Source organism: Endozoicomonas elysicola, from assembly GCF_000710775.1.
Classification (GTDB): Bacteria; Pseudomonadota; Gammaproteobacteria; order Pseudomonadales; family Endozoicomonadaceae; genus Endozoicomonas; species Endozoicomonas elysicola.
Genome location: NZ_JOJP01000001.1, coordinates 494,777 through 518,508 on the forward strand (window position 1 = coordinate 494,777; position 23,732 = coordinate 518,508).

General features: G+C 45.9%; 21 protein-coding genes. 10 read left to right on the top strand and 11 right to left on the bottom strand.

Annotated features, from left to right (window positions below):
* Nucleotides 1-258 precede the first annotated feature (258 nt).
* The 3 genes from GV64_RS02140 to GV64_RS02150 all read right to left on the bottom strand — a co-directional run bounded on the left by GV64_RS02140 (nucleotide 259) and on the right by GV64_RS02150 (nucleotide 2,889).
* Nucleotides 259-1,134, bottom strand: coding sequence for an endonuclease/exonuclease/phosphatase family protein (locus GV64_RS02140; protein ID WP_020582141.1), 876 nt, complete (start codon nucleotides 1,132-1,134; stop codon nucleotides 259-261).
* Between the two features lie 164 nt (nucleotides 1,135-1,298).
* Nucleotides 1,299-2,111: a thiol:disulfide interchange protein DsbA/DsbL gene (locus tag GV64_RS02145; RefSeq protein WP_020582140.1), complete on the bottom strand. Its 813-nt coding sequence runs from the start codon at nucleotides 2,109-2,111 to the stop codon at nucleotides 1,299-1,301.
* 172 nt (nucleotides 2,112-2,283) lie between these two features.
* Complete coding sequence (locus tag GV64_RS02150; protein WP_020582139.1) at nucleotides 2,284-2,889, bottom strand: c-type cytochrome; 606 nt, start codon at nucleotides 2,887-2,889, stop codon at nucleotides 2,284-2,286.
* A gap of 359 nt (nucleotides 2,890-3,248) precedes the next feature.
* Here GV64_RS02150 and yihA point away from each other — a divergent pair, with 359 nt between their 5' ends.
* Nucleotides 3,249-3,914 (top strand): ribosome biogenesis GTP-binding protein YihA/YsxC, encoded by a 666-nt coding sequence (gene yihA, locus GV64_RS02155; RefSeq protein ID WP_020582138.1) that lies wholly within the window; start codon nucleotides 3,249-3,251, stop codon nucleotides 3,912-3,914.
* 94 nt (nucleotides 3,915-4,008) lie between these two features.
* On the opposite strand, the gene malZ is transcribed toward yihA, so the two are convergent.
* Entirely contained in the window at nucleotides 4,009-5,862 is a 1,854-nt protein-coding gene (gene malZ / locus GV64_RS02160; RefSeq protein ID WP_020582137.1) for a maltodextrin glucosidase, read from the bottom strand.
* A gap of 306 nt (nucleotides 5,863-6,168) precedes the next feature.
* Complete coding sequence (gene radC, locus GV64_RS02165; protein WP_026258201.1) at nucleotides 6,169-6,843, bottom strand: RadC family protein; 675 nt, start codon at nucleotides 6,841-6,843, stop codon at nucleotides 6,169-6,171.
* Nucleotides 6,844-7,141: 298 nt separating this feature from the next.
* Between radC and coaBC the strand changes: the two genes are divergently transcribed.
* The 4 genes from coaBC (at nucleotide 7,142) to slmA (ending at nucleotide 10,549) form a co-directional block, all read left to right on the top strand.
* Nucleotides 7,142-8,392 carry a bifunctional phosphopantothenoylcysteine decarboxylase/phosphopantothenate--cysteine ligase CoaBC gene (gene coaBC, locus GV64_RS02170; protein WP_020582135.1) on the top strand — a complete coding sequence of 417 codons (1,251 nt, stop codon included), beginning with the start codon at nucleotides 7,142-7,144 and terminating at the stop codon, nucleotides 8,390-8,392.
* A gap of 92 nt (nucleotides 8,393-8,484) precedes the next feature.
* A complete protein-coding gene (gene dut / locus GV64_RS02175) occupies nucleotides 8,485-8,940 on the top strand; it encodes a dUTP diphosphatase (RefSeq protein WP_020582134.1) in 456 nt (151 codons plus the stop codon).
* Between the two features lie 107 nt (nucleotides 8,941-9,047).
* Nucleotides 9,048-9,950: an acetylglutamate kinase gene (gene argB / locus GV64_RS02180; protein ID WP_020582133.1), complete on the top strand. Its 903-nt coding sequence runs from the start codon at nucleotides 9,048-9,050 to the stop codon at nucleotides 9,948-9,950.
* Nucleotides 9,951-9,958: 8 nt separating this feature from the next.
* Nucleotides 9,959-10,549 (top strand): nucleoid occlusion factor SlmA, encoded by a 591-nt coding sequence (slmA, locus tag GV64_RS02185; RefSeq protein ID WP_020582132.1) that lies wholly within the window; start codon nucleotides 9,959-9,961, stop codon nucleotides 10,547-10,549.
* 128 nt (nucleotides 10,550-10,677) lie between these two features.
* On the opposite strand, the gene GV64_RS02190 is transcribed toward slmA, so the two are convergent.
* The 3 genes from GV64_RS02190 to pyrE all read right to left on the bottom strand — a co-directional run bounded on the left by GV64_RS02190 (nucleotide 10,678) and on the right by pyrE (nucleotide 13,485).
* Entirely contained in the window at nucleotides 10,678-11,580 is a 903-nt protein-coding gene (locus GV64_RS02190) for an HET-C-related protein (protein WP_020582131.1), read from the bottom strand.
* A 325-nt stretch (nucleotides 11,581-11,905) separates the two neighbouring features.
* Nucleotides 11,906-12,847, bottom strand: a complete 942-nt coding sequence (locus tag GV64_RS02195) for a hypothetical protein (RefSeq protein WP_020582130.1) — start codon at nucleotides 12,845-12,847, stop codon at nucleotides 11,906-11,908.
* Entirely contained in the window at nucleotides 12,844-13,485 is a 642-nt protein-coding gene (pyrE, locus tag GV64_RS02200) for an orotate phosphoribosyltransferase (protein WP_020582129.1), read from the bottom strand. The genes GV64_RS02195 and pyrE overlap by 4 nt, the downstream gene beginning before the upstream one ends.
* Before the next feature lie 685 nt (nucleotides 13,486-14,170).
* Between pyrE and GV64_RS02205 the strand changes: the two genes are divergently transcribed.
* Nucleotides 14,171-14,944, top strand: coding sequence for an exodeoxyribonuclease III (locus GV64_RS02205; protein WP_020582127.1), 774 nt, complete (start codon nucleotides 14,171-14,173; stop codon nucleotides 14,942-14,944).
* Between the two features lie 12 nt (nucleotides 14,945-14,956).
* On the opposite strand, the gene GV64_RS02210 is transcribed toward GV64_RS02205, so the two are convergent.
* Together GV64_RS02210 and rph are read right to left on the bottom strand one after the other, a co-directional pair.
* Complete coding sequence (locus tag GV64_RS02210; protein ID WP_020582126.1) at nucleotides 14,957-15,559, bottom strand: AAA family ATPase; 603 nt, start codon at nucleotides 15,557-15,559, stop codon at nucleotides 14,957-14,959.
* Nucleotides 15,560-15,644: 85 nt separating this feature from the next.
* Nucleotides 15,645-16,361 (bottom strand): ribonuclease PH, encoded by a 717-nt coding sequence (gene rph / locus GV64_RS02215; RefSeq protein WP_020582125.1) that lies wholly within the window; start codon nucleotides 16,359-16,361, stop codon nucleotides 15,645-15,647.
* Between the two features lie 348 nt (nucleotides 16,362-16,709).
* On the opposite strand from rph, the gene GV64_RS02220 reads away from it, so the two are divergent.
* From GV64_RS02220 to GV64_RS02235, 4 genes are all read left to right on the top strand, one after another.
* Nucleotides 16,710-17,579: a YicC/YloC family endoribonuclease gene (locus tag GV64_RS02220; RefSeq protein ID WP_020582124.1), complete on the top strand. Its 870-nt coding sequence runs from the start codon at nucleotides 16,710-16,712 to the stop codon at nucleotides 17,577-17,579.
* Between the two features lie 121 nt (nucleotides 17,580-17,700).
* On the top strand, nucleotides 17,701-18,315 hold the full coding sequence (gene gmk, locus GV64_RS02225) for a guanylate kinase (RefSeq protein WP_020582123.1): 615 nt from the start codon (nucleotides 17,701-17,703) through the stop codon (nucleotides 18,313-18,315).
* A 71-nt stretch (nucleotides 18,316-18,386) separates the two neighbouring features.
* Entirely contained in the window at nucleotides 18,387-20,078 is a 1,692-nt protein-coding gene (locus GV64_RS02230; RefSeq protein ID WP_020582122.1) for a hypothetical protein, read from the top strand.
* Between the two features lie 300 nt (nucleotides 20,079-20,378).
* Nucleotides 20,379-21,851 (top strand): Fic family protein, encoded by a 1,473-nt coding sequence (locus GV64_RS02235; RefSeq protein WP_081622090.1) that lies wholly within the window; start codon nucleotides 20,379-20,381, stop codon nucleotides 21,849-21,851.
* 3 nt (nucleotides 21,852-21,854) lie between these two features.
* On the opposite strand, the gene GV64_RS02240 is transcribed toward GV64_RS02235, so the two are convergent.
* Entirely contained in the window at nucleotides 21,855-23,654 is a 1,800-nt protein-coding gene (locus tag GV64_RS02240; RefSeq protein WP_020582120.1) for an aminopeptidase P family protein, read from the bottom strand.
* Nucleotides 23,655-23,732 lie beyond the last annotated feature (78 nt).

The window sequence follows — 23,732 nt, forward strand, 5'->3', positions numbered from 1 at the left end:
TCATGGTTTTTTTACTGATAGGCAAATAATTTGTGTCAGGTAATATGTTTCGTCTGGAATGACTCCCTGTCACTGTAGTAGTGATGGCTTTTTTTCGAGGCCCGATATCTCCCTCCTTACTTCCCCCTTGATATCGGGTCTTTTTTATTTTTAGCTACTGCCCGTCCTACACGCTTCAACCTGATATCCGGTACTTTCTCTACAAAATGCCAACCAGACTTAATAAACTCTGGGATTCTGGAATTACAGCTTAAAAAATCACACCTTTACCAATACCGAATCAGGAATTTGAATTTCAACGGATACCGGCAAATGATCCGTAATAGGAATGTTGATAACCCCAAAGCGATTAATAATCAGAGAAGGGCTGATCAAAATATGATCCAGAGAACGTTTTGGCTGCCAGCTGGGAAAGGTATTTTGCCCCCAGTGCGCGGCATGAAGACACGTGTCTTTCAGTGGTGAGTCATTGAGCAGCTGATCTGCGTGGGTATTCATATCGCCCATTAGCACCACATGCTGGTAGTGCTGTACGACATCCCGAATATATGAGAGTTGAATGTTCCTTGCCCTTTTACTCAACGCAAGATGCATCATTACAACGGTCAGTGGCTCCTGAGGATTACCAAAGCGGGCGACAATCGCTCCTCGTCCGGGAATCAATCCGGGTAATTTATGATCCTCCAGTGATACTGGCTCAAACCGACTGAGCAGGCCATTACTGTGCTGCGCCAGCTTACCAAGATTCCTGTTGATCTGATGGTACCAGTAGGGAAAATGCCCTTTTAAAGCAAGATATTCTGTTTGATTGATAAATCCACTTCGAATACTCCCACCGTCGGCTTCCTGAAGGGCCACAAGGTCAAAGTCAGGGAGAACACCGGCAATCCTGTCCAGAGTCGTTAAGCGATTGGCATGTGGCAGGATATGTTGCCAGCTTCGGGTCAGATAGTGCCGGTATTGTTGAGTGTTAATACCTACCTGAATATTAAAGCTGAGTAGATTGAGTGTGTTCTTATTCAGTTGACAGGAGGCTTCACCTTCACTGGCGTGATGCACATGCCCGGACTGGTACTGACAACGCTGTCGGTGGAGGCGTCGACGAATGGCACCTGTAAGCGTTCGAATGGGCATAGTGCTTTACCGCCAGATATAAATACGGGAAACCGATTGACAGATATTACAGGCCTTTTATTCAACTTCCTTCAAAGAATTATCGATGATTTACAAAATCAAGTGGTTAAAAATCCAATTGTTTGACATTTAACCACGTCCACTACTTGTCTTGAGACTCATTGCTATGAAGATTGAGGTAGATCCTTTCGATCCTGTTTAACTTTCCGGATCAGGTAATCGGCGATAACAGGCATATTACTCAATGACCCCGCCAGTCCCGGTTCAACAACATATCGTCCATCAATCACAATGGCGGGTACTCCGGAAAGTTCATAGCCTTTGAGCTTAGAGAAAGCTTTCTGGAGCTGATTATTCACACCAAACGCTTTGAACTCTTTAGTAAAGGAGCCTGGCTCAACGCCAAACTCCCGGTTTAAAAACTCGGCCATTTGCTTACTGTCTTTGAGCTGGTTTCGGCGGTTCTGTATCTCACTGAAGATACCAGCATGAACCTTTTCTTCCAGCCCCATATTCCGAACAGTATAGTAAAGCCGGGCGTGGGTCTGCCAAAGGTTAGGGCCGAAGAAGCCGGGCGTTCGGATAAACTCAACATCAGAAGATAAGGTTTTTTGCCATTGCTCAATTTTGGGCTCGAGCGCATAGCAGTGAGGGCATCCATACCAGAAAATGGAGACAACCTCGACTTTCTCTGGTATGGCGTCCGTTTTTACGGGGCTGGATAAAACGCGGTAGTCCTGCCCCGGCAGAAATAACTGGGGTGGCTGAGGCTGATTGGTTGCAGAAGGTTGTGGCTGTATGGCTCTCTCACTGGCTGTGGAGTTCTGGGTAGTATTATTGCTCTGTGCTATGGGTGGTTTCTGTGTGGCTGTCGGGCCCTTCTTTTGCTGATCGCTGTTGAACAGATAACCCGCTGCAATCAGGGTAATTCCCAGGATTACCACAATACCTGCTAAGCCTTTTATTTTTTTTGTCATCCAGGTGCCTCTGTTTTTTTAAAAGAGCCATTGTTATTTTACTTTGGGACACATTACAAAAGCGTTTGGTGAAAAGAAAGTCTGATAAGGCTGCGGGTAGGTATATTATTGTGACAGATAGCTCGTAGATGCCTGATAAAATCAGACATCTACGAGCCGGCAGGGGATATGATCAACGAAGCCCGCTGATATAGTGGGAAACGGCTTCGATTTCCTTGTTGCTCATCTTTTCGGCGATGGTTCTCATGATCTTGGTGTCACCGTCATTGGTTCGATCACCTTCACGGAGGTCACGAAGCTGCTTGGCTGTGTAATCTGATTTCTGGCCTGCCAGTGAGGGGAATCCAGCAAGGAAGTTACCTTTACCTGTGGGTGAGTGACAGCTGGAGCAGGCAGGAATACCTTTTTTGGCATCACCACCGCGATAGAGTGCTTCGCCAACAGAGACATATTTTGCGTCAGTCGCTCCTTGTGGTGCTGGCTGGCTGGCATAAAAAGCAGCCAGATCTTCGATATCCTGCTTGGTCAGGGCGCTGACAAAGGGCATCATCTCGGGGACAGAGCGGTCGCCATCTTTGATTTCAGTGATCTGCTTGATAAGGTAACGCTCCCCCTGACCGGCGAGATTCGGCCAGTTTGGAGCAGGGCTAACCCCAGTGGCTCCATGACAGGCAGCGCAGGTTGTCGCCTTGCTCTTGCCTGCAGCTGCATCCCCTTTGGCAAAGGCTACGCCCGTTACCCCCAAAGAAATTATCAGAGTGAGAATGACTTTTTTCATTACCTGACCCAGTTACGGCGTTTGCCTCAAATGGCTGTTATTATTCATCAGACCTGACAGCTTTTATTGTTTAGCGAAACAGATCCACGCAGAGATTCGCGTCTGCTTTTTGGCTGCTTCAGCATCAGGTGACATGATGGCATGTGCCTTGAACGACGATAGTATAAACTACTCAACCGGCAACCGGTACAGGCAGAGCTATATCGATCAGCTGGAAGCGGCAACTTAGCGCCCTTTTTCTGATTTCTTTTTACGTAATTTATTGGGCTTGGTGCTCATTAAACCCTGAATTTCTCAGGAGGGCCTTTATTGAAGGCCTGATGGAAATCAGCAAAGATTACTGGAATGTATGAAACGCCATGAGTGATACCAGACCTTCATTAAATTACCGCCAGGCCTCTTTCTATAAGAGTGCGGCAAAGCTGAGTCAGTGTCCTGAGAATGAAGGTCGTGAAGTGGCCTTTGCGGGTCGCTCCAATGCTGGAAAGTCCAGTGCATTGAACACGCTGACTGGTTCAAACAAGTTGGCTCGTACCAGTAAGACTCCAGGTAGAACCCAGCTCATCAATTTCTTTGATGTTCAGGATGGTGTCTTTCTGGTGGATCTTCCGGGATATGGCTATGCCAAAGTGCCAGAGGCCATGAAGAAAGAGTGGCAACATCACATGACTGACTACCTGGAGCGTCGTGAAGCTCTGGTTGGCCTGGTTCTACTGATGGATATCCGCCACCCGATGAAAGAGTTTGACCAGATGATGCTGAACTGGAGTGTGAGTGCAAACTTACCTCTGCATATCCTGCTCACCAAGGCGGACAAACTTAAGCAGGGGGCAGCAAAGCAGGAACTGAACAAGCTGAAGCAGGATTTGGCCAGATTCCCATTAGTGAGTGTTCAGCTGTTCTCCTCGCTTAAAAAGACCGGAGTTGATCAGCTATCCATGAAGCTGGATGAGTGGTTTCTCGCGCCTGAACCTGATGACTTTGGTGAAGATCAGGATGATGAGTACGTTGAGCCTGAAGAATAAGCTGGGCTGTTTTGTATGAACATCTGTCCTCCTGAATGGTGGACAGATGGTGATATTAGGGGGGGCGTTCTCAATTAGCCATAAGACCAGTTCTTCATAAACTTTGAATTAAAATCTTTCCTGTTTTACCTGGTAGGTTGAGCACCAGTTCTCCATTCACTGCATCAATGCTTTCCCCTTCCATTAGAAAAGAAAAATGCCCTTGGTTGAGACCCGTTTTCCAGATTGGCAAGGTGATGGCTTCAGGGTTGTCACCGCGATTGATGGCACAGATCACCCGTTCATTATCCAGACACCGGACAAAAGTAAATACATCACCTTGAGCATAAAGCCACTGCACACTGCCGGACTGCAACGCTGGAGTTTGAGAGCGAAGAGCGGTCAGTGTCTTGATAAAACTCACCATATCCTGTCGGGACTCTAGCCGTTCCCAAGGAAAACAGCGGCGGTTATCAGGGTCATGCCCCCCTTCCAGAGCGACTTCTGTACCGTAATAGATGCAAGGTACTCCAGCCCAGCAAAACAGTAACATCAATGCGCTACGGAAGGTGGCCTCATCACCATTCACCATACTCAAAAAACGCATGGTGTCGTGGCTATCCAGCTGATTAAGCTGGCTTAGCTGGTTCCGCCAGGGTATTTTGGCCATGGCTTCCATCAGCCAACTGGCAAATTCGTCGGCTTCAATACGGCAAGGTGCAAAGGCAATATCCAGATTGGCAAAAAAAGCACGAACCGGATGGGCAAAGCCATAGTAGTTCATAGCGCCGTCTTCCTGATCACCCTGTAACCACTGGGTTGCTTCAAAGAAGTGCTCACCTAACACATAGCATTGTGGATTTTCTGCTTTTGCAGACTGTCGAAATGCCTGTACATAATGGGCATTGTTGGTTGCCCCCTCTCCTTCCCCCAGCATGTGGATAACGTCAAAGCGCCAGCCGTCAATCTTGTAAGGTTCTCTCAACCAGTGCTTGATAACAGAAGCGTCACTGTCATAGAAATAGCTGCGTACTTCCTGATTAAGGAAGTTCAGCTTTGGCAGTGTATGTATGCCATTCCAGCCGACATAATTGTCTGAATCGCCATCAAACTGGTAATAATCACGGTACGGTGATTTTGTATTTTTCCAGGCACCCTGACTGTCGTTTCGGGTACTGAACCGATCAAACCATGGATGATCTAAAGAGGTGTGATTGAAGACTGCATCCAGTACGATCTTCATACCACGGGTATGAAGATTCTCTACCAGCTCTGCAAACTTCTCATTTGTTCCAAGGTGCGGATCGATATTAAGGTAATCCGTCGTATCGTATTTATGGTTGCTGGGGGCAGAAAAAATCGGGTTCAGATAGAGCGTGCTGACACCCAGTGATTGCAGATAGTCGAGTTTTTCACAGATGCCTTGAATATCACCACCAAAGAACTCACAGGCTCCGTCTTTTCCATGCTCTGATACTGGTGCACCCCAGTCCTTGGCGACCGTAGGCTTCTGATCTCCAAACAGGCAGTACTCGCCAGACTGTACACTGACGTCAGGGTTGCCATTGGCAAAACGGTCTGGAAATATTTGATAGAAAATCTGATGTTTTACCCACTCGGGAGGTTGGTATTCTGAATTGTATCGAAACAGCTTTTCCTGGCCTGGCATGCGTCTGAAAATGCCTGTGCCATCTAGCCACCACTGTCCCTCTGTTGTGACCGCTTTAAAGCAGTAGACTGTGGTTGCTTTGTCCTGGTTCAGGGGAAAGGTTGCTTTCCATATTTTCAGACGTCCGGTGTTCCCTGACGTATCCATCGGGATGAGACGCTCTTCATTATCGGGCTCACAGCGGACATAAAGGGCATCAGGCTGGAAGCTTTGCTCGGTGACAACATGGACTGTTAATGTTGTACCAGAGACCTTAACCCAGCGATGATCCTGCCCATGGTAAATAAAGGGTGCTTTCATACTGCAATTCACCAAATTGAGTGGCTGCAACCAGCTTTGTATGAAATCAGCCAGTTGTCACTGCGTCAGAAGTAATCGATTGGGTTTAGTTAGATAGAGTTGAAGACAATAAAATTGGAGAAAGCTAATCTGGGACTAGGCTCTATTGACATAAGTCTCCTTTCTGGGCTCAAGCCATAATGCTTCTGGTTAGGCGCAAGAACGCAGAAAGTTTCTAGTTCTTGCAACAACAGCAGAAGCATTATGGGTTGAGCCCTGCGGGCGGCTTTACGAGCCACTGAGTTTGGAGCCTTATGTCAACAGAGCCTAAACCAGTCCTCGTTCTGCCATGGATAGTATCTCCCCCTGCCCTACAATCATATGATCCAGCACCTGTATATCCACCAGTTCCAGTGCGTCTTTTAGCTTTCGAGTAATACGAATATCCGCCTGACTGGGCTCCGGATCACCTGATGGGTGGTTGTGGCATAAAATTAGAGATGCCGCATTCAAAGCCAGCGCCTGTTTCACGACTTCTCTGGGGTGAACGGTGGCAGCGTTTAAGGTTCCCTGGAATAGCGTTTCAAGAGCAATAACACGGTGCCGGGTATCCAGGAAAAGACAGGCAAACTGCTCTCGCTGAAGACCCTGAAAGTGTAGCTGCAGATACTCCCGAGTGGATTCAGGGCTGGTAATAATGTCAGACTTCGCCACTTTCTCCCGGAGCACCCGTCGACACAACTCCAGAGTGGCGCTGAGTTGAGTGGCTTTGGCGGGCCCAAGGCCTTTAACGGACATAAGATGCTGGTGCTGGGTTGTCAGCAGCTTTTCCAGTCCATCAAACTGTTCGAGCAGGTGGCTGGCCAGTTCCATCACATTCATACCCTGACAGCCGGTTCTTAACAGCAGTGCCAACAGCTCGGGTTCAGTCAGTGCTGAAGGCCCCATAGACAGCATCTTCTCTCTGGGAAGCAAAGTGTTACTCCGGCGTTGTGCTCTCATCAGGTAGTTATATCCATCCGCTATTCACTGTTATGATGGAACTGATTTATGGTGAGTAGCTCATAACGATACCCTTCGCCTTTGAAGCTGCTACTTTGTTGTCTGCATTTGTTCACTGGAGCGCCAGCCCGGCCCAGTCACTTGGTATTTCTGAGTTCCTGGTACCCGAGGGCATAAAGGCTTCGCTCATTTGCTGCCGCGTAGCAACTCCAAATCCCTTGGGTATTCTCAATCAAGTGGTTCATGACTGCTCAGACAAAAAATTGCCGGTTTAATTCCCTGAGGAAATTTGCAACCTATGCAACAGCTAAGCAACAAACGCATTGTTCTTGGTGTTACTGGAGGCATTGCTGCCTATAAGAGTGCAGAGCTGGTTCGGCTGCTGACCAAGCTGGGGGCCGATGTACGTGTGGTAATGACCAGTGCAGCCTGTGAGTTTATTACGCCCTTGACCCTGCAGGCACTGTCCCACAATCCGGTTCATCTGGATTTATTGGATACCAAGGCTGAAGCTGCCATGGGACATATTGAGCTGGCTCGTTGGGCGGATGTGGTTCTGGTTGCTCCTGCCACCGCTGACTTTATTGCCAGACTGGCGGGTGGTCATGCGGATGATTTGTTAACCACTCTGTGTCTGGCCACAAGTGCACCCATTTGTCTCGCTCCGGCCATGAATCAGGGAATGTGGCGTGACAGTGTTACTCAGCAGAATTGCGAAGAGTTATTGGAGCGGAATATCAAGATGTTTGGCCCAGGCGATGGCAGCCAGGCTTGTGGCGATATCGGCCCGGGTCGAATGCTTGACCCTGAGCTGATTGTGGAAAAAACATCGGAGCTGTTTACCCATGATATTCTCACCGGGCTAAACGTATTAATCACGGCGGGTGGTACCCGTGAAGATATTGATCCGGTTCGCTATATTTCCAACCACAGCTCCGGAAAGATGGGGTATGCCATTGCTGAAGCCGCTATTGAATCGGGTGCTACGGTTACCCTGATCAGTGGCCCTGTTAATCTGGATACGCCGGATCGGGTGACGCGGGTTGATGTGCTCAGTGCCAGAGACATGCATCAGGCGGTTCATGACCGGATTGAAGGTGTTGATATCTTTATTGGCTGTGCCGCTGTCAGTGACTACCGCCCAGCAGAGGTGGCCAAAGAAAAGATCAAGAAAGATCCGGAGAATGGCAGTGAAACCCTGGAGATTAAACTGGTACGTAATCCCGATATCATTGCTTCAGTAACCGGTCTGGATACACCGCCCTTTGTGGTTGGCTTTGCGGCAGAAACGCATAATGTGCTTGGCTATGCTGCGGATAAAATGCGCCGGAAGAAAATGAATCTGGTGGTTGCTAATGATGTTGCAGATCGTGATATTGGTTTTAGCAGCGACAGTAATGAGGTTACGGTGATTGGTGAGGAGCTGGAAGAGCCATTGCCAAGAGCATCGAAAAAAGTGGTGTCGCGCAAGCTGCTGCAAATTGTTGCCCGACGTTTCAGAAAGTGGAAACACCTCCAATCTACTACTGAAACAGCTGACCAGCCTTGAGCGGAAAATGCTGCACTCCCCTAATATCGAAAATGGTTGCAGGGTTTCAGAGAGCGGCATTTTCGTGGTAAAGAAATAGGGAATTAAACGACATGAAAACACTGAAGACTCGTATTCTGGATTCGCGATTGGGCACAGAGTTTCCATTGCCAGAATATGCAACAGAAGGTTCTGCAGGTATTGATCTTAGAGCCTGTCTTGATGAGCCTCTTACCCTGGAACCGGGCCAAACTCAGCTGCTGCCTACCGGTATGGCTATACATATCGAAGACTCGGCGCTGGCGGCCATGATTCTTCCCCGTTCAGGGTTGGGTCATAAGCATGGGATTGTTCTGGGTAACCTGGTAGGTTTGATCGATTCTGATTATCAGGGGCAGTTGATGGTTTCCTGTTGGAACCGGGGTAATACGACATTTACCATCCAGCCTGGTGAGCGTATTGCCCAGCTCATTCTGGTTCCCGTTGTTCAGGCGAAGCTGGAAATTGTTGAGAGCTTCGATGAAAGCGATCGGGGTGCTGGTGGATTTGGACATTCCGGAACTCACTGATTATAACCTGTAGATCGGTAGGCACAGTGAGTCTCGACTGTGTCTTCTTTATCAATAATAAATAACTACAACTATGCTCAAGCAGTAAGAGCACCGCAGGAGGAGTAATGGATAAGCCTGCTTTGTCCTCTCAGGAAATTGCAACGGTTCTGACCGAGGCACTGCCCTATTTGCAACGCTATGCCGGTAAAACGGTCGTCGTTAAATATGGCGGCAATGCCATGGAAAATGACGAGCTGAAAAACAGCTTTGCGCAAGGTGTTGTATTGCTGAAGGCAGTGGGTATTAACCCTGTGGTGGTACATGGTGGCGGTCCGCAGATAGGCGACATGCTTAAACGGCTGAACATTGAGAGTCGCTTTGTTCAGGGAATGAGAGTCACTGATTCAAATACGATGGATGTCGTGCAGATGGTACTGGGAGGGTTGGTCAACAAGGAAATAGTCACGTTGATCAATAACAATGGTGGCCGAGCCATTGGTATCACCGGTAAAGATGGTCGATTTATCCGCGCAAAGCGACTGGTCGTTACTGAGCTGACACCGGAAATGACCGCCCGTGAGATCATTGATATTGGTCAGGTGGGAGAAGTTGAGTCTATTGATACCGATATCATCACCATGCTGCAGAACTCTGACTTTATTCCAGTGGTTGCACCTATTGGGGTTGATGGTACGGGGGCTTCCTACAATATCAATGCAGATCTGGTGGCCGGACGCCTTGCCGAAGAGCTGGTGGCGGAGAAGCTCCTGCTGTTAACCAATACTGCAGGACTGCTGGATAAGGATGACAATCTGCTGACCGGGTTGAACTCAGAGCAGGTTGAAGCATTAATTGCAGACGGAACTATTTATGGCGGTATGCTTCCCAAGATACAATGCGCGCTTAATGCCGTGAAGTGTGGCGTAAAAACAGCCCACATCATTGACGGCCGGGTGCCTCATGCCGTTCTGCTTGAACTGTTGACTGACCGGGGGGTGGGCACCCTTATCACCGGAGATAGTGTTTAGTACTCATAATGGATATGTCTCAGAAAATTTCTCGCAAACAGCAGATTCTGGAAGCTCTGGCTCATATGCTGGAGACGGCTCCGGGTACCCGGATTACCACGTCGGCCCTGGCCAAAGAGGTGGGCGTCTCTGAAGCGGCCCTTTACCGGCACTTCCCCAGCAAAGCCAAAATGTTTGAAGGGCTTATTGAGTTTATTGAGGAAACTCTGTTTTCCCGAATCACCCTGATTCTTGCAGAAGAGCAGAAGGTGGCGACCCGTTGCGAAAAAATCCTGCTGTTACTGATTGGCTTCTGCGAGAAGAACCCGGGCCTGACCCGGATTCTGACGGGGGATGCTCTGGCAGGAGAGACAGAGCGCTTGCGCCAGCGAGTGACTCAGCTTTTTGACCGTCTGGAAACACAGCTTAAACAGGCGTTGCGTGAGGCTGAAATCAAAGAAGGTGTCAGAACCCGTATGACGGTGAGTGTAACGGCAAATTTGATACTGGCTGCAGCAGAAGGTCGAATAGCTCAGTATGTACGCAGTGAGTTTAAGCGTAAGCCAACAGAGAACTGGTCAGATCAATGGGTGATATTATCTGAAACGGTATTTCGTTAACTGAGAGAATATCCGTCGTTCAATCACCAGTTTTTAAGAAGCCAGATTAAGTCATCTGGCTTCTTTGTTTTTAAGGACTCTTTTTGATCACTGATAACTTCTTGCATGAATCTCAGTGATCATTTCCTTTATTTATTGAATGTATTAATGCCTACCTTTCGAGCCGTTTCCAGCTTATAGGTATAATCTGGTTTACCCTCACAAACAACATTGTCCCCTCGCATGGCTGTATAGCTGGTTTTATTGATATCGCCGACAGTACAGTTACGTGGATAAGGAGGGAATACGTTCCATACTTCTGCATTCGTTACCTGTCGGTAGCTCTTCTCATCAAGAGCATGCATAAACCGGGTCAGCACGATTTTGGCAAAATAGGTGCCTGTGTCAAAAGCAGCCTGATAGCCAATTTCATCGGGTCCAAACTGGCTCATGGAAACATCGCCACGGAATGGATAGTCTTTACTCTTGATATCGTGTGGATAGTCGCTGCCCTCAGGAATGCCTGGTATCGGCATGTCTGGATCGTAGTGTGTCAGCTTGACAGATTTGGGCAACTCTTTTGGGCTCCTGTCACCAAAGAGTATTTCATCAATGATTTTCTGCTCTTTTTCAGGGAGCTCAATGTAGTTTGAGTGGGATGCAAAATCCTGAACAGCATGCAAGGCACCACCTAAGTGAGTAAAAACACCAACCAGATCGCCATTCTTAGCCATCTCGATGGATTTGGCAAAGTTCTTTTTATAGGCCGTAACTCCGTTTAGAAATGCATCATGATTAGACTCGTTCTGGTAACGATCAAAATGCAGCTCTGGAAAGTACTCCTTATTGTGAGCGGTTGTGTTGTGCTCCCTGTCCGGATAAACAGCACCGGCCTTCAAGAGCTGGAGGGCTTCAGGGGTCCACATAAAGTATTTTGCAGCATCTTCTGTCATGGAGGGGTGGGCTCCAAAAGTTGACATACCAACGCTAACGGTTGAGGCCGTAGCCAGGGTAATTGCTACAACCAGTTGATTCACTCTTTTACTGATCACGTTTACTTATTCCTCATCTGATCAGATATTTTTGTAACCCCACCCTGAAAATAAGCAGGGGCAAGTCTGTATGTTTGGTCTAGGTTGAGAGGCATTGACAAACTACTTGAACAGCATAACTTCTGGTGATGCCTAATAGGGCTTGCACCACAGCCAACAGCCCGAAGTGATTTACTTCTGACTGTCGATAATAAGCAGAGCTGGGATGAGGGTGTTGATAAAAGGCAGGTTTCAGAAATTATAATGTTTGACGGATGTCAAACATTGCCAGCAAGGTTGATGCGATAGTACTAATTTTGGATTGAATGCTGTGACAATAGTCTCTCTACGAACGGAAGAGGTTTATGGCTTTACCATCCATAAGAAGTTGTAGCTCACTGTCAGTAGCCTTTAGAACTTGAATTTGTTTCTCTTGTGATACTCGTCTACTTTCCTCGTCACCGATGGCATCTTTTTGTTGCTTTCGATTAATAAGAAGAATGATTCTGTTGTTGCTGAGCTGCCAGGTTCCAAAACTCTTTTCTGAGGCATGTGTTCCCAATTGCTGAAAGAACGAGTCAAAGGAGCCGCTGGCATCAAGATTCCAGTCCATGGCGATATCTTCGCGAATACGCCACTGGCCAATAAGTTGCTCACGGCTAACCACTTCAATATCTTTCAGGTTTTTCTGCTTTAGCAGTTTCTTCAATCGTTCAGCGGACGCTGTATATTGCTTTTCCAGCAATGACTTTTCGCGATTATAACTTGCCGCTCGGTCTTTATAGGTTTGCTTCTGGTCTTTCAGGTTATCCAGCTCTTCATACAGATATTCCGGGGCTTTCTCACCAGCCTTTTTAATCTGTAAACGCTTGTCATCAATGTTCTTGGCCATGATGACTTCAAGGTTTTGCATCTCTCTTATTTTTTGGTCGAACTCGCTGAGTTTTCGGTTCTTTGCACCATCAATTTCATCCGGGGTTCCATACAGAAACAGTAACTCCTGATCCAGCTCTGTCTGACGCTCTTGTTCTGCACGGAGGGACTGCAAGTCTGCCAGCTGACTTTTCTGGTCGCTGGTCATAACAGGGGGAATGGTTTCAACGACCCGACCATTTCTGTCAAGAATGCTGTAACCCAGACGAACAAACTCACTGGGCATATTAGATGAAATAACCGTGGTGCCTTCGTGGTTTTTGTACTTATACAGGCTCTGCGCCGCAGCCTGATCGGCTCCGGTCGCAGACAGCATTCCTGTCAGAAACAGTATGAATGGCTGTTTGAGTCTCATACTCCGTACTGGTCTCTGTAGGCTTTTATTTCCGGCGCATAACGGCGGATTTCAGGATGGTTTTCACTATATTCCAGCAAGTTGGCCAGAGACACAATACTCAAAACTGGAATATTGAAGTCACGTTCCACTTCCTGAATGGCGGAAAGTTCACTCTGTCCCTTTTCCTGACGATCCATAGCGACCACAACGGCGGCAGGTTGTGCATCGGTTTGTTCAATAATGGTCATTACTTCGCGGATGGCTGTGCCTGCAGTGATAACGTCATCGACGATAGCAACACGTCCTTTCAGAGGTGCACCGACAATATTGCCGCCCTCTCCATGATCTTTGGCTTCCTTACGGTTGAAGCTCCATGGAACATTTCGGTTGTGTTTCTCAAAGAGGGCTACGGCAGTGGATGTTGCAAGGGGAATGCCTTTATAGGCAGGGCCAAACAGGATATCAAACTCCAGATCCGCATTAACCATGGCCTCAGCATAGAACTGGCCGAGTTTGCTAATTGCTTCACCACTGTTAAATAATCCGGCATTAAAAAAGTAGGGTGACGTTCTTCCGGACTTCAGGGTGAAATCACCAAAACGGAGCACTTGCTGCTCAATGGCAAAATCAAGAAATTCTTTTTGATACTGATGCATTGGGAGGGTCCTGTTCGCAACATGCCCATAATTCTGGGTCAGACTGCGTATTTTATACCAATAACCCTTGTTGTAACCCCTGCAGCACACGTTATTTAATACATATTTTTACATTCACGGCCTTCTTCTATATGCGCTAAAGTACTTTAAAACCATAAGAGAGCTATTTACTGCTCAGGAGGTGAAAAAGACAGATATTGTTCTGGTTGGCCATTTGCAGGCCAAATTCCGCCAGGGTGTAAAAATTCGTGATTATCAGGTCTGCTGATGCAAAATTACGGAAACTGTCGCTCATTATCGCCTTGAATAGCAGGCCTCTGTAGTAGAGACCGGATTTATGCGGATAAACATACGGGGGGCGACCCGCTATCATTTGTTAGATACAATTCCGAACTTTCTGTGTTCAACCGTACCATAAGAACTTGGATCATGCCTTATAATAGGGGTGAGGGCTCTTACTAACTCTGTCGTACAGTTGATGCAGGGTTAATCCCGGTTTAGTAACCGTATCTCTGAAAAACTTAGACTTTAGCCGTCGTTCATCCTGATCAAAGCAGCTGCTTCTCAGGCTGAGATTTGCTCTGGTGGTTTTGCAGGCCTTCAGTTTCTGTTTTTCCGGTTACTGTCTTGCCGAGGTAACAAGCTTAATGTCAGTGCGTGTATGCGCTCAGGCAAGGTGTATTCGATGAGAGTTATCAGTTTAAATTGTGAAGGCATTAAAAACGCACGAGAAAAAGGCCTGTTTGACTGGCTCTTAGAGCAGGATGCGGACCTTATTTGTTTGCAGGATACTCGTGAAGACGAGCAGGTTATTGAGGATCAGTATTTCCTTGATGGCTATTTTGGCTACGCTTTTAGCGGTTATAACCGGACTGATCGTGGTGGTGTAGCGATCTATACCCGTCATGCCCCCAAGGCGATCATCAGTGGGCTCGGTTTTCCTGAGGTTGATGAAACCGGTCGATACCTTCAGGCTGACTTTGACAAGATCAGTCTGGTCAGCCTGTATGTGCCAGAAGGTGATGATGAAGACAGTCTTAACTTTAAATATCGCTTTCTGGATGGCTATTCTCACCACTTAAGTAAGCAGCGTCGTAAGCGTCGTGAGTTTATTATGTGTGGTACCTGGAACATTGCGCACCGGAAGATTGATGTGGCTAACTGGCGTGATGCTCAGGAAGTGTCTGGATTCAATCAGGCTGAGCGTGGCTGGATGGAAGGTCTGCTGGGAGATATGGGGTTCTTCGATGCTTATCGTGAGGTAGATAGGGAAGCCGGTAAGTACAGCTGGTGGAAAGATGAATCTCTACGCAACGATAATATGGGCATGCGTATTGATTACCAGATCATCACTCCGGGAATGCGTCATCGAGTTCTGAATGGTGGTATTTACAAGGGGCAGGTGTTCTCATCCCATGCACCGGTGATTATTGATTTTGATTGGGAGCTGGGGATGTAATCCCCCCCTGAGTTAACTGCTTATTTTCTGATATCTGAGGAGTGAACGGATCATTTTGATACACTCCTCGGTTCTCTCATCTATTTCTGTGCTTTCTACCATAAGCACCTTGCTTTCATGAACCTCAAGATCCGTGTTATTACATAGCACCCACTGATCAATATCTTTCTGGAAAATAGTATCGTTACTGCGAATACCATCGTTCTCAAGGGCGATTTTTCCCATTGGTAGGTAACAGAAAGCATCAATCTTCTGGCTTATGGTTTTGGCCAGCCTGAGCATGTAAGGGCTGATGGGGGTGTCGCACACTTTCAGCCAATAGCGGTGATAAGCCAGTATTGATGGAGGTCCCGTATCAATGATGCCATGCCCTTCAATACTTTCCAGCCATTCAAGCATAGCGCCAAAAGCAGCCCCAGCCATTGCTGTAGATGATATTTGGCTGATGGCCTGATTCTCCAGTACTGCTTCCCGCGGTGTTTTATATCTCAGCTGTTGTGCTGTTTTCCGGTAATAATCGTCAAAAATCGACCATTCGTTCCCGAGCTTTGTGATCAGGGAGTTGCAAAGCGTTGTTTTGCCGGTTCCATGGGAGCCGATCATTGAGATAATCATACTGCCTGCCTATTAAGAAAAAGAACCCGGTATATAACCGGGTTCTATTAAAAATAGATCAATTAAAAGGGCAGGCAGTAAAGTGTCATTCTGCTAACGCTTTTTTCTGTAATTCAATAATTTCCTCAATACCTGATCGGGCTAAAGCCATCATGGCCAGCATTTCATTCTGGCTGAAAGGCGCGGCTTCCGCAGTTCCCTGAACTTCGATAAACCCACCGGCATCAGTCATAACAACGTTCATATCTGTCTCAGCACTGGAATCTTCGGGATAATCAAGGTCCAGAACCGGACTGCCTTTATAGATACCTACAGAAATGGCGGCAATCATATGCAGGAATGGGTCAGTTTTGACCATTTTCTTTTCCTGCATATAGCGCAGAGCATCAACCAGAGCAACACAGGCACCGGTAATCGATGCAGTACGGGTACCACCGTCGGCCTGAATGACGTCACAGTCAATATTAATGGTATTCTCGCCCAGCTTTTTCATGTCTACTGCTGCTCGCAGAGCACGGCCAATAAGACGTTGAATCTCAAGGGTTCTTCCACCCTGTTTACCTCTGGAAGCTTCACGTCCCATACGCTCAGTTGTCGAGCGGGGCAGCATACCGTACTCAGCAGTAATCCAGCCCTGGCCTGTTCCCTTCAGAAATCGGGGTACTCCACGTTCAACCGAGGCTGTACAGATGACTTTGGTATCGCCAAATTCAACAAGCACAGATCCTTCTGCGTGTTTGGTATAGTTACGAGTGATTTTTACATCACGGAGCTGGTCTGCCGTTCTTCCGCTTGGACGCATGGAGATTACCTTGGTATGTCTGAAAAAGCATAAGCATTACAAAATCTGCGGAATTATAACTGCTCCATGGGTTTTCGGGAAAACACTGTTTCATTAAGTCATGGCTATTAAATAGGGTTTCACCAAATCAACGGTATTCTTAACTGTCTTATAAGGCCTTGCAGTTACTCTTGTATTTAGAGAAATCTGATTTCGTCGGTCTGTTTATTATGAAAATTTCATTATTTTGGACTCAGACGCTGTTTTTCAGGGTATGGGATAAATGTGGTATTTTCTTCTCATGGCTGTTTTGTAGATAAACTTCTGAAATAATGAGCCTTTATTGCCTACCGATTAAAAGAGTATTTCATGACTTCCAGCATGACTGCATTCGCCCGCGTTCAGATACAGGAGGATTGGGGAAGCCTGGTATGGGAAATTCGATCCGTTAACCACCGTTATCTTGAACCACATTTTCGTCTGCCTGAGCAAGCTCGGGAAATAGAGCCTGCGTTAAGAGAGGTAATCCGTAAACAACTGAAAAGAGGTAAGGTTGAATGTAGCCTTAAATATCAGTTAGTTGAGAAAGATCAAGCACTGGATCTTAATCGTGCTTTGTTGGAAAAGCTGCGGTCAGCAGTTCATGAGATTGAGGCTCAGTTTTCACAGGTGGCTCCGGTAAACCCTCTTGAAGTTCTACAATGGCCGGGGGTTCAGGCGACGGAAGAAACCGAGATGACAGTGGTACATAAGGCCGCTGTGAAAGGGTTTCATGATGCAATTATTCAGCTGGCTGAGATGAGGCAGAGAGAAGGCAGAGAACTTCAGTCTTTTATTGAGGCACGGTTGGAGAAAATGGGTGAAGAGGTCAAACAGTTGCGTGTTCTGTTGCCAGAAATCCTGCGCAGCCAGCGTGAGAAAATTCTTGATCGGCTCTCTGAAGCCAAGCAGGAGTTGAACCCGGAAAGGCTGGAGCAGGAAATGGTGATTCTGGCTCAGAAGATGGATGTTGACGAAGAGCTTGACCGTCTGGAAACCCATATCACCGAGGTGCGCAGAACACTCAAGTCCTCAAAACAAGGTGCAGTGGGCCGGCGCTTGGACTTCCTGATGCAGGAATTGAACCGGGAGGCAAACACACTGTCTTCCAAATCTATTCATGCAGGGCTGACTCAGATAGCAGTCAACTTTAAAGTCTTTATTGAACAGATGAGAGAGCAGGTTCAAAATATTGAATAGCAAAGTAATTTAAAATCAAAGACTTATAATTTATCCCTGCATAAAGAATAGGGCTAATCCTCTAGCCTGGCTTATTCTATAAGATATAGGTTTCATACAGGGCGCTTACCCTGGAGTGTTCATGAATATTGGCAAGCTTTACATTATTGCAGCCCCTTCCGGGGCTGGTAAAACCAGCCTGGTGAAGGCGATGGTTGAATCCACGCCTCATGTCCGGGTGTCTGTCTCCCATACGACCCGTGGTATAAGGCCTGGTGAACAGGATGGAGTGAACTACCACTTCACATCTGTTGATGGCTTTCAGGACATGTTGGAAAAGAATATGTTTCTTGAGCATGCAGAAGTGTTTGGTAATTACTATGGCACTTCGGCGCATTGGGTTCGAGAGCAGTTGAACAAGGGTGAAGATGTTATTCTCGAGATTGACTGGCAGGGTGCACAGCAGGTACGTAGCCTGATGCCTGACGCAGTATCAATCTTTATCCTGCCTCCTTCTCTGGAGGCTTTGAGAGAGCGACTGATCGGCAGGGCTACTGATGATCTTTCAATCATTGAGAGACGTATGTCTCAGGCGGTCAGCGAGATGTCTCATTATGGTGAGTTTCAATACCTGGTGATTAACGACGAATTTGATCTTGCCTTACGAGATTTGCAAACGATTATTCGTAGCCAGCGTCTATCAATTAATTGGATGCAGCACTATAAAGAAGACCTGATTAAAGGCCTTCTTGGTTGAGAAGTTAAAAGATATAGTCTTTTAATAAAAGGCTATATCTAAAAAATGGTACATTATAGGGAAATAATGTTATGGCTGTTAGCAGGCTACTGGGTGGTAGATCTTCAGGGCATGATGCCAGTCATCATCAGGCCAAGAAAAGTCAGGCAGCAGAGCATAATCAGCGCAAAGTTGAGCAACGTACTGATGGCCCATGTAAGGCCAGTCCCTGCCCCCCCTCTCAGGATAATAAAGTTGAATTAAGTGCAAGATCTGTTGGTATTGTTGATGATGTAGCTGATCAATCAGTAAAGCCTGCCAGTCAGGGAGTTGAGTGTTTAAGTCCGGATGAAATGCCTGAGTCAATTTCTAATGCTTTTCAAAAAGGAGTTGAGGCTAAATCTGCTAATGAAGCAAGAAAAGCTATAGGTGAGTATTTACGGGAGATCATGAACTCATATTCTGAAGATTTTCCTCCTGCCCAAAGTGTATCTGAAAAACTGTATCTTGATGCCCTGACATTATCTGCAAAAGTTATGAGCTTTGAATTTCCAGCAGAAAAGGTTAGTGATAGAAAAAAGATGATTGGTTTGACCGCAGAGCTCTTGTTACAAATGCAGAGTGCTTTGGAAAGATCTTCAGCTGAATTGGTTAATGGTCAGGTCACGGCAGTTCTTTCCGTTGGGCTTATGATCCCTGATGACAGGGATTTTCTTTTTGGTACTTGTTTGAATACGCAAGTCATATCTGTGGATAAATACAATGTTGATATTGGTAATTTAGACAGTAGGCTAGCAGAACTCAACTCAAAATTGGCAGAAGCAGAAGCAGAAGCAGAAGCAGAACAAGTGGAAAAACTGGAAGAAAGGATATCCAATGCCACTGTAGAGCGAGCTAATCTCGTGAGTGAGCGTGATAAGCTGGTCGAAAAAGAAAATAGCGGTATGCATAGTCAGAAAGATTTCTTCCATAGTTGCTATGGAATCATGATGGATCAAGTTAAATCCGAAATTAGAATAGGTTTAAAAGAGCTGCTTGATAAAAAAACTGGTACTGGTCCTAATGCTGGATCAAAATTAGTCCAGCAAGTGATGGCAAAAGTTAAACCAGTGTTAAAAAGTAAGGCAAAGGTTATTGCAAAGAATACAGCCAACCAGAAAAATGGTGTTAAAAAAGAGGATGTATATAAAGAGAAAAAAATGGGTCTTTTACAGCTGCTAAATGAGGAAATGACAGTAGTTTTGGAAGACAGGAAGAAGCTGCTTGAAGGTCCAGAAAAGCTGGTTTTAGACGAACCGGTTTCAGTCATGGATGTTCATAATGAGACAAATACAAGTAATGATGTTGATTTAGAGTCAATTCAAATAAGTATTAAAGATGTGGATCTTCCTGATGGTACAGAAGTCGAAGAGTGGGCGAACCTGTTATTAAACAAGCTCCCTGTAGAGGAGCGAAAGAAAGTTGATAAAGCAGATCTTATTAGGTGCCTTGGAGAAAAGGCACTTGAAATGGATATCAGGGATGGCCTGATTTTACCTGAAGGCACAGAATCTCCTTTTGTTAGAAACAGTGCATTACGTCAAGCAAAGCGTTGGAAAAAAGAAACTAGTAAGATTTCTGTTACTGATTTATTAAAGAAAGCAATAGGAAAAAATCAAGATGTGCAGGAAATTGGTCAAGGTAGCTCTGTTCAAATGCTAATCCGTTTCTTTACAGAGCTTATTGAAAAGGAAAAAAACGAAGTAAGAAAGGGACTCTCTGGCCCTTCATCAACCTGGTTATGATTGGTTTCTATTCGCCAAATTTCTCATGATTTACGATCAGTGATAATGAATGTTTAAAAGACAGTAGTGCTAAAATCATGTCTCGTTACTAGCAATGGTGAGAATCAGCTTATCCTTAACTTAAGGAACTCTGGGTGTTGCTGGTGTTTGTTTCGGGAAAAGGAGCTTGTTGGTCGTTCCCCAAGTCAATATTTTGGTTCTCATGCTTCGTGAAAGTCGTACTGTTTTTAAATTCACTAGAAACTAGTAGTTTCTCCATTTTTGTCTAGAATTAGCATTTTACTCAAATTGATAGATACAATGTTGTTTGATACCCCCTCTATTTCAAATTCAGTTTCAGTCATTCTCGGAGCTGATAATAAACCTGCTTGCTTGGCTACAGATTCTCGGTTAGATGGGGTTGAGAGCGAAATTGTTTTATTTGGGGCAAGACATGTACGATCTAGAAAAAATGCAAGAGCAAAGTTAGCTCCATACACTAAAAAGGAGACAGGCGGTCCTGAAATAATCAGGCAAAGTGATTTCGTTCCTAGAATTCATTTATCGAAACCTTTGGCAAAGCAAGGGATCTTATATTTCAAAAATATTCCACCTCAATATCTGATATTATTCTTTGCAGATCCGAAACAAATTATCCATGATGGTGTGTCACCAAAAGAGTATGACGCTCGTGAAACAGGGTGCACTAAGGCATGGTGTAAAGGCATGGAGTATATCCTGGAGCTGCTTTCTGATGCAGGAGATAGCAATCCGGTTGTTCATTGGGGTATGTACTTGAAGCTTAATCAGATATTAACATCCAATGTTCTGAAGACATTGTCTGATCATAAACCCGGGTCTCTAAGGTCTGTTTTTTCTGAGTTTAAATCTGAGCACCATACCTCCGAAGGAATCTCACGTGCGCTTCAATATAAAAATGATTTAGAAGAAAAGAATTCATATATGAGTGGAAGCTCTGATTATGAATTGACATATCAGTGTGGTTTTGAAATAGAAACAAAAAATACTGAGGCTAAATATATAAAAAAAAGAATGGATGAGCATCAGGTAAGATGTTTATCTGACAGCACATCGTGTCAACTTACTTTTACAGCGGTATCTCCAAAAATTCCAGAATTTTTAGAATGTTGTAATCCTGATACTGTAAAACTTGATGAATTTAATGAGTACGAAAAAAAAGAGTTTAAAAAACAATTAAAAAAAGTTTCAGAAGGATTGATAAATAAATTGAATAATAGTCTGGCGAAGTTATTGGTTGAGAGCCATAACCGCTCAGATCAGTTAAATGGACTCATTGATAGCCTTAGTGAGTTCTTACCAAAAATATCTCAAGTGCATCCATTCATGGACGGAAATGGTAGAACTAATAATCTACTGATTCATTATTTGTTTGCCCGCTTTGGTTTCCCTCCCCCCTTGTTAATGAACCCAAACCACATTGACCTTATTGATGAAAATCAGTGTCGACAGGTATTAAAGGCTGGACTTAATAACTACCGGAGATTGTTTCAGGGAAGTGACGATTGGAAAAATCTCGAGGAAATATGTGGGCCTATACAGCAAGGGGCGAGCCGCTCTTTTTCTGAATATTGCAAATCACATCGAAGTGCCAGTAAATCCAGGAAGAAAGATCCATTTAACCTACCGGCTACTAGTAACTTTCCTCCAGGGTATGATGAGCAGGCGCGTGTGCTGATGACTTCTGAACTTCTGGAAAAATTAAAAAAGGAGCCTGATCTTCCGGGTACAGGCTCTCACAGAGACTATGTATGACCTTTATATGGGCTTTGTTGCTTCCTTCAACCATTTGAGTTCATCACCTTTCATCAACGGTAAAAGCTCATGCTCAACAATTGAGTGATAGTTATTTAGCCATTGTATTTCTGGAGCTGTCATCAGATCTTTGACCAGTGGTCGAGTATCGAAAGGCGCTAGCGTCATGGGTATAAGTTTATAGAATTTTCCAAACTCACTCTCTATATCCTCTGTAACCAGCATAATGTTTTCCAATCTCACGCCATGCTTTTTATCACGGTAGATGCCAGGCTCGTTGGTAATCAGCATGCCGGGCTTCAGAGCAACATCAAACCATTTTGGGCTGATACTCTGGGGACCCTCATGCACGTTCAAGAAGTAGCCAACCCCATGTCCAGTACCATGGTTAAAGTCGATGCCCTCGCTCCATAATGGCTGACGGGTGATCGCATCCAGCTGAATACCCCGGGTTCCTTCTTTGAACTTGGCAGTCGCTAAAGCAATATGGCTTTTCAGCACCAGGGTATAGTCTCTCATCTCCTCTTCGGTCATCTCGCCACAGGCAAAAGTGCGGGTTATATCCGTTGTGCCATCGGGGTATTGAGCACCGGAGTCGATTAACAGCAGCCCTTTGCTTTCAATGTTATAAGCAGACTCTTTATTTGCTCGATAGTGGCATATAGCTCCATGTCCTGCGTAACCGACGATAGAAGGGAAGCTCACTCCTTTGAAGTACTCGGACTCTGAGCGGAATTGAAGCAGCTGCTCGTCAATATTGAGCTCATTTAGCGTTCCTGTGGGGATATTGTTCTCAAGCCAGCGGATAAAGCGAACCATTGCAGCGCCGTCCCGACGATGACACTCCTGCATCCGCTTAATTTCGGTACCGTTCTTGATGGCTTTGAGGTCAGTAGTCGGCAGCCGGTCTTCGATAAGGGTTACTGATGAAGGGATAACGGATGCCAGCTTAAAACTGGTATTGGCGGGGTTAATCATCAGCTGGGAGCTATCAGGAAGGTTGGATAGTGCTTCCAGAATCTCATCATAGTCAGCCAGCTCTACGCCAATCTTCGCTAGTGCTGACAAGGCATCTGCTTCTATTCTGTCCTTGTTGGTAAACAGTGTTATGCGCTCTTGCGAAATCAGCGCGTAAGCAAGAAAGACGGGGTTACACTCGATATCAGAACCTCTTAGATTGAATAGCCAGGCAATGTCATCCAGTGTGGTGATGAGAAGCTCTGTAGCTTCCTTTTCCTTGAGAATTTTCCGCACCTCAGTGACTTTCTCTAAGAGGTTTTTGCCAGCGTATAATTCTTCGTGAAGAAAAACGGGTTCTGCTGGAAGTGTGGGTCTGCTAACCCATATATCATCCAGCAGGTCTCTGTCAGCTTTCAGTGTAATTGTTTTAGTGGTCAGCTTCTTTTCAAGGCCTCTGATGCTGCTGAGGCTTAATGTTGCGCCATCAAACCCTATGCACCCCTGCTCACGAACCTCCCCTGTTACCCATTCAGCCATTGAGGGAACCCCAGGCTGACCATCTTTCATCAGAGTGACTTCTGAACCTCCAAGTTGTTCTTCTGCCTGAATAAAATAGCGACCATCGGTCCACAGGGCTGCTTTATCTTTTGTCACCACGATGGTGCCTGCGGATCCTGTGAAGCCAGAAAGCCAGGCACGCCCTTCCCAATGCTTGGCAACATATTCACTGTTATGTGCATCAGAAGAGGGGATGATCCAGGCGTCGATACCATGCTTTGCCATTGCACTGCGAAGATCGTTGATTTTCTTTGTACTTTCAGGGCTTTTAGAGGTATTGACCATAGTATTAATTCCAGGCTTTTGGCCGAAGGGTAATTTATTTTAAGGCAGGTGCTTTTTATCTGCTTTGGTAATGCTTAT

What these genes read in the sequence shown, in the direction of transcription:
- GV64_RS02140 (WP_020582141.1), bottom strand. Translation starts at nt 1,134, where the DNA reads ATGCCCATTCGAACGCTTACAGGTGCCATTCGTCGACGCCTCCACCGA.
- GV64_RS02145 (WP_020582140.1), bottom strand. Translation starts at nt 2,111, where the DNA reads ATGACAAAAAAAATAAAAGGCTTAGCAGGTATTGTGGTAATCCTGGGA.
- GV64_RS02150 (WP_020582139.1), bottom strand. Translation starts at nt 2,889, where the DNA reads ATGAAAAAAGTCATTCTCACTCTGATAATTTCTTTGGGGGTAACGGGC.
- yihA (WP_020582138.1), top strand. Translation starts at nt 3,249, where the DNA reads ATGAGTGATACCAGACCTTCATTAAATTACCGCCAGGCCTCTTTCTAT.
- malZ (WP_020582137.1), bottom strand. Translation starts at nt 5,862, where the DNA reads ATGAAAGCACCCTTTATTTACCATGGGCAGGATCATCGCTGGGTTAAG.
- radC (WP_026258201.1), bottom strand. Translation starts at nt 6,843, where the DNA reads ATGAGAGCACAACGCCGGAGTAACACTTTGCTTCCCAGAGAGAAGATG.
- coaBC (WP_020582135.1), top strand. Translation starts at nt 7,142, where the DNA reads ATGCAACAGCTAAGCAACAAACGCATTGTTCTTGGTGTTACTGGAGGC.
- dut (WP_020582134.1), top strand. Translation starts at nt 8,485, where the DNA reads ATGAAAACACTGAAGACTCGTATTCTGGATTCGCGATTGGGCACAGAG.
- argB (WP_020582133.1), top strand. Translation starts at nt 9,048, where the DNA reads ATGGATAAGCCTGCTTTGTCCTCTCAGGAAATTGCAACGGTTCTGACC.
- slmA (WP_020582132.1), top strand. Translation starts at nt 9,959, where the DNA reads ATGGATATGTCTCAGAAAATTTCTCGCAAACAGCAGATTCTGGAAGCT.
- GV64_RS02195 (WP_020582130.1), bottom strand. Translation starts at nt 12,847, where the DNA reads ATGAGACTCAAACAGCCATTCATACTGTTTCTGACAGGAATGCTGTCT.
- pyrE (WP_020582129.1), bottom strand. Translation starts at nt 13,485, where the DNA reads ATGCATCAGTATCAAAAAGAATTTCTTGATTTTGCCATTGAGCAGCAA.
- GV64_RS02205 (WP_020582127.1), top strand. Translation starts at nt 14,171, where the DNA reads ATGAGAGTTATCAGTTTAAATTGTGAAGGCATTAAAAACGCACGAGAA.
- GV64_RS02210 (WP_020582126.1), bottom strand. Translation starts at nt 15,559, where the DNA reads ATGATTATCTCAATGATCGGCTCCCATGGAACCGGCAAAACAACGCTT.
- rph (WP_020582125.1), bottom strand. Translation starts at nt 16,361, where the DNA reads ATGCGTCCAAGCGGAAGAACGGCAGACCAGCTCCGTGATGTAAAAATC.
- GV64_RS02220 (WP_020582124.1), top strand. Translation starts at nt 16,710, where the DNA reads ATGACTTCCAGCATGACTGCATTCGCCCGCGTTCAGATACAGGAGGAT.
- gmk (WP_020582123.1), top strand. Translation starts at nt 17,701, where the DNA reads ATGAATATTGGCAAGCTTTACATTATTGCAGCCCCTTCCGGGGCTGGT.
- GV64_RS02230 (WP_020582122.1), top strand. Translation starts at nt 18,387, where the DNA reads ATGGCTGTTAGCAGGCTACTGGGTGGTAGATCTTCAGGGCATGATGCC.
- GV64_RS02235 (WP_081622090.1), top strand. Translation starts at nt 20,379, where the DNA reads ATGTTGTTTGATACCCCCTCTATTTCAAATTCAGTTTCAGTCATTCTC.
- GV64_RS02240 (WP_020582120.1), bottom strand. Translation starts at nt 23,654, where the DNA reads ATGGTCAATACCTCTAAAAGCCCTGAAAGTACAAAGAAAATCAACGAT.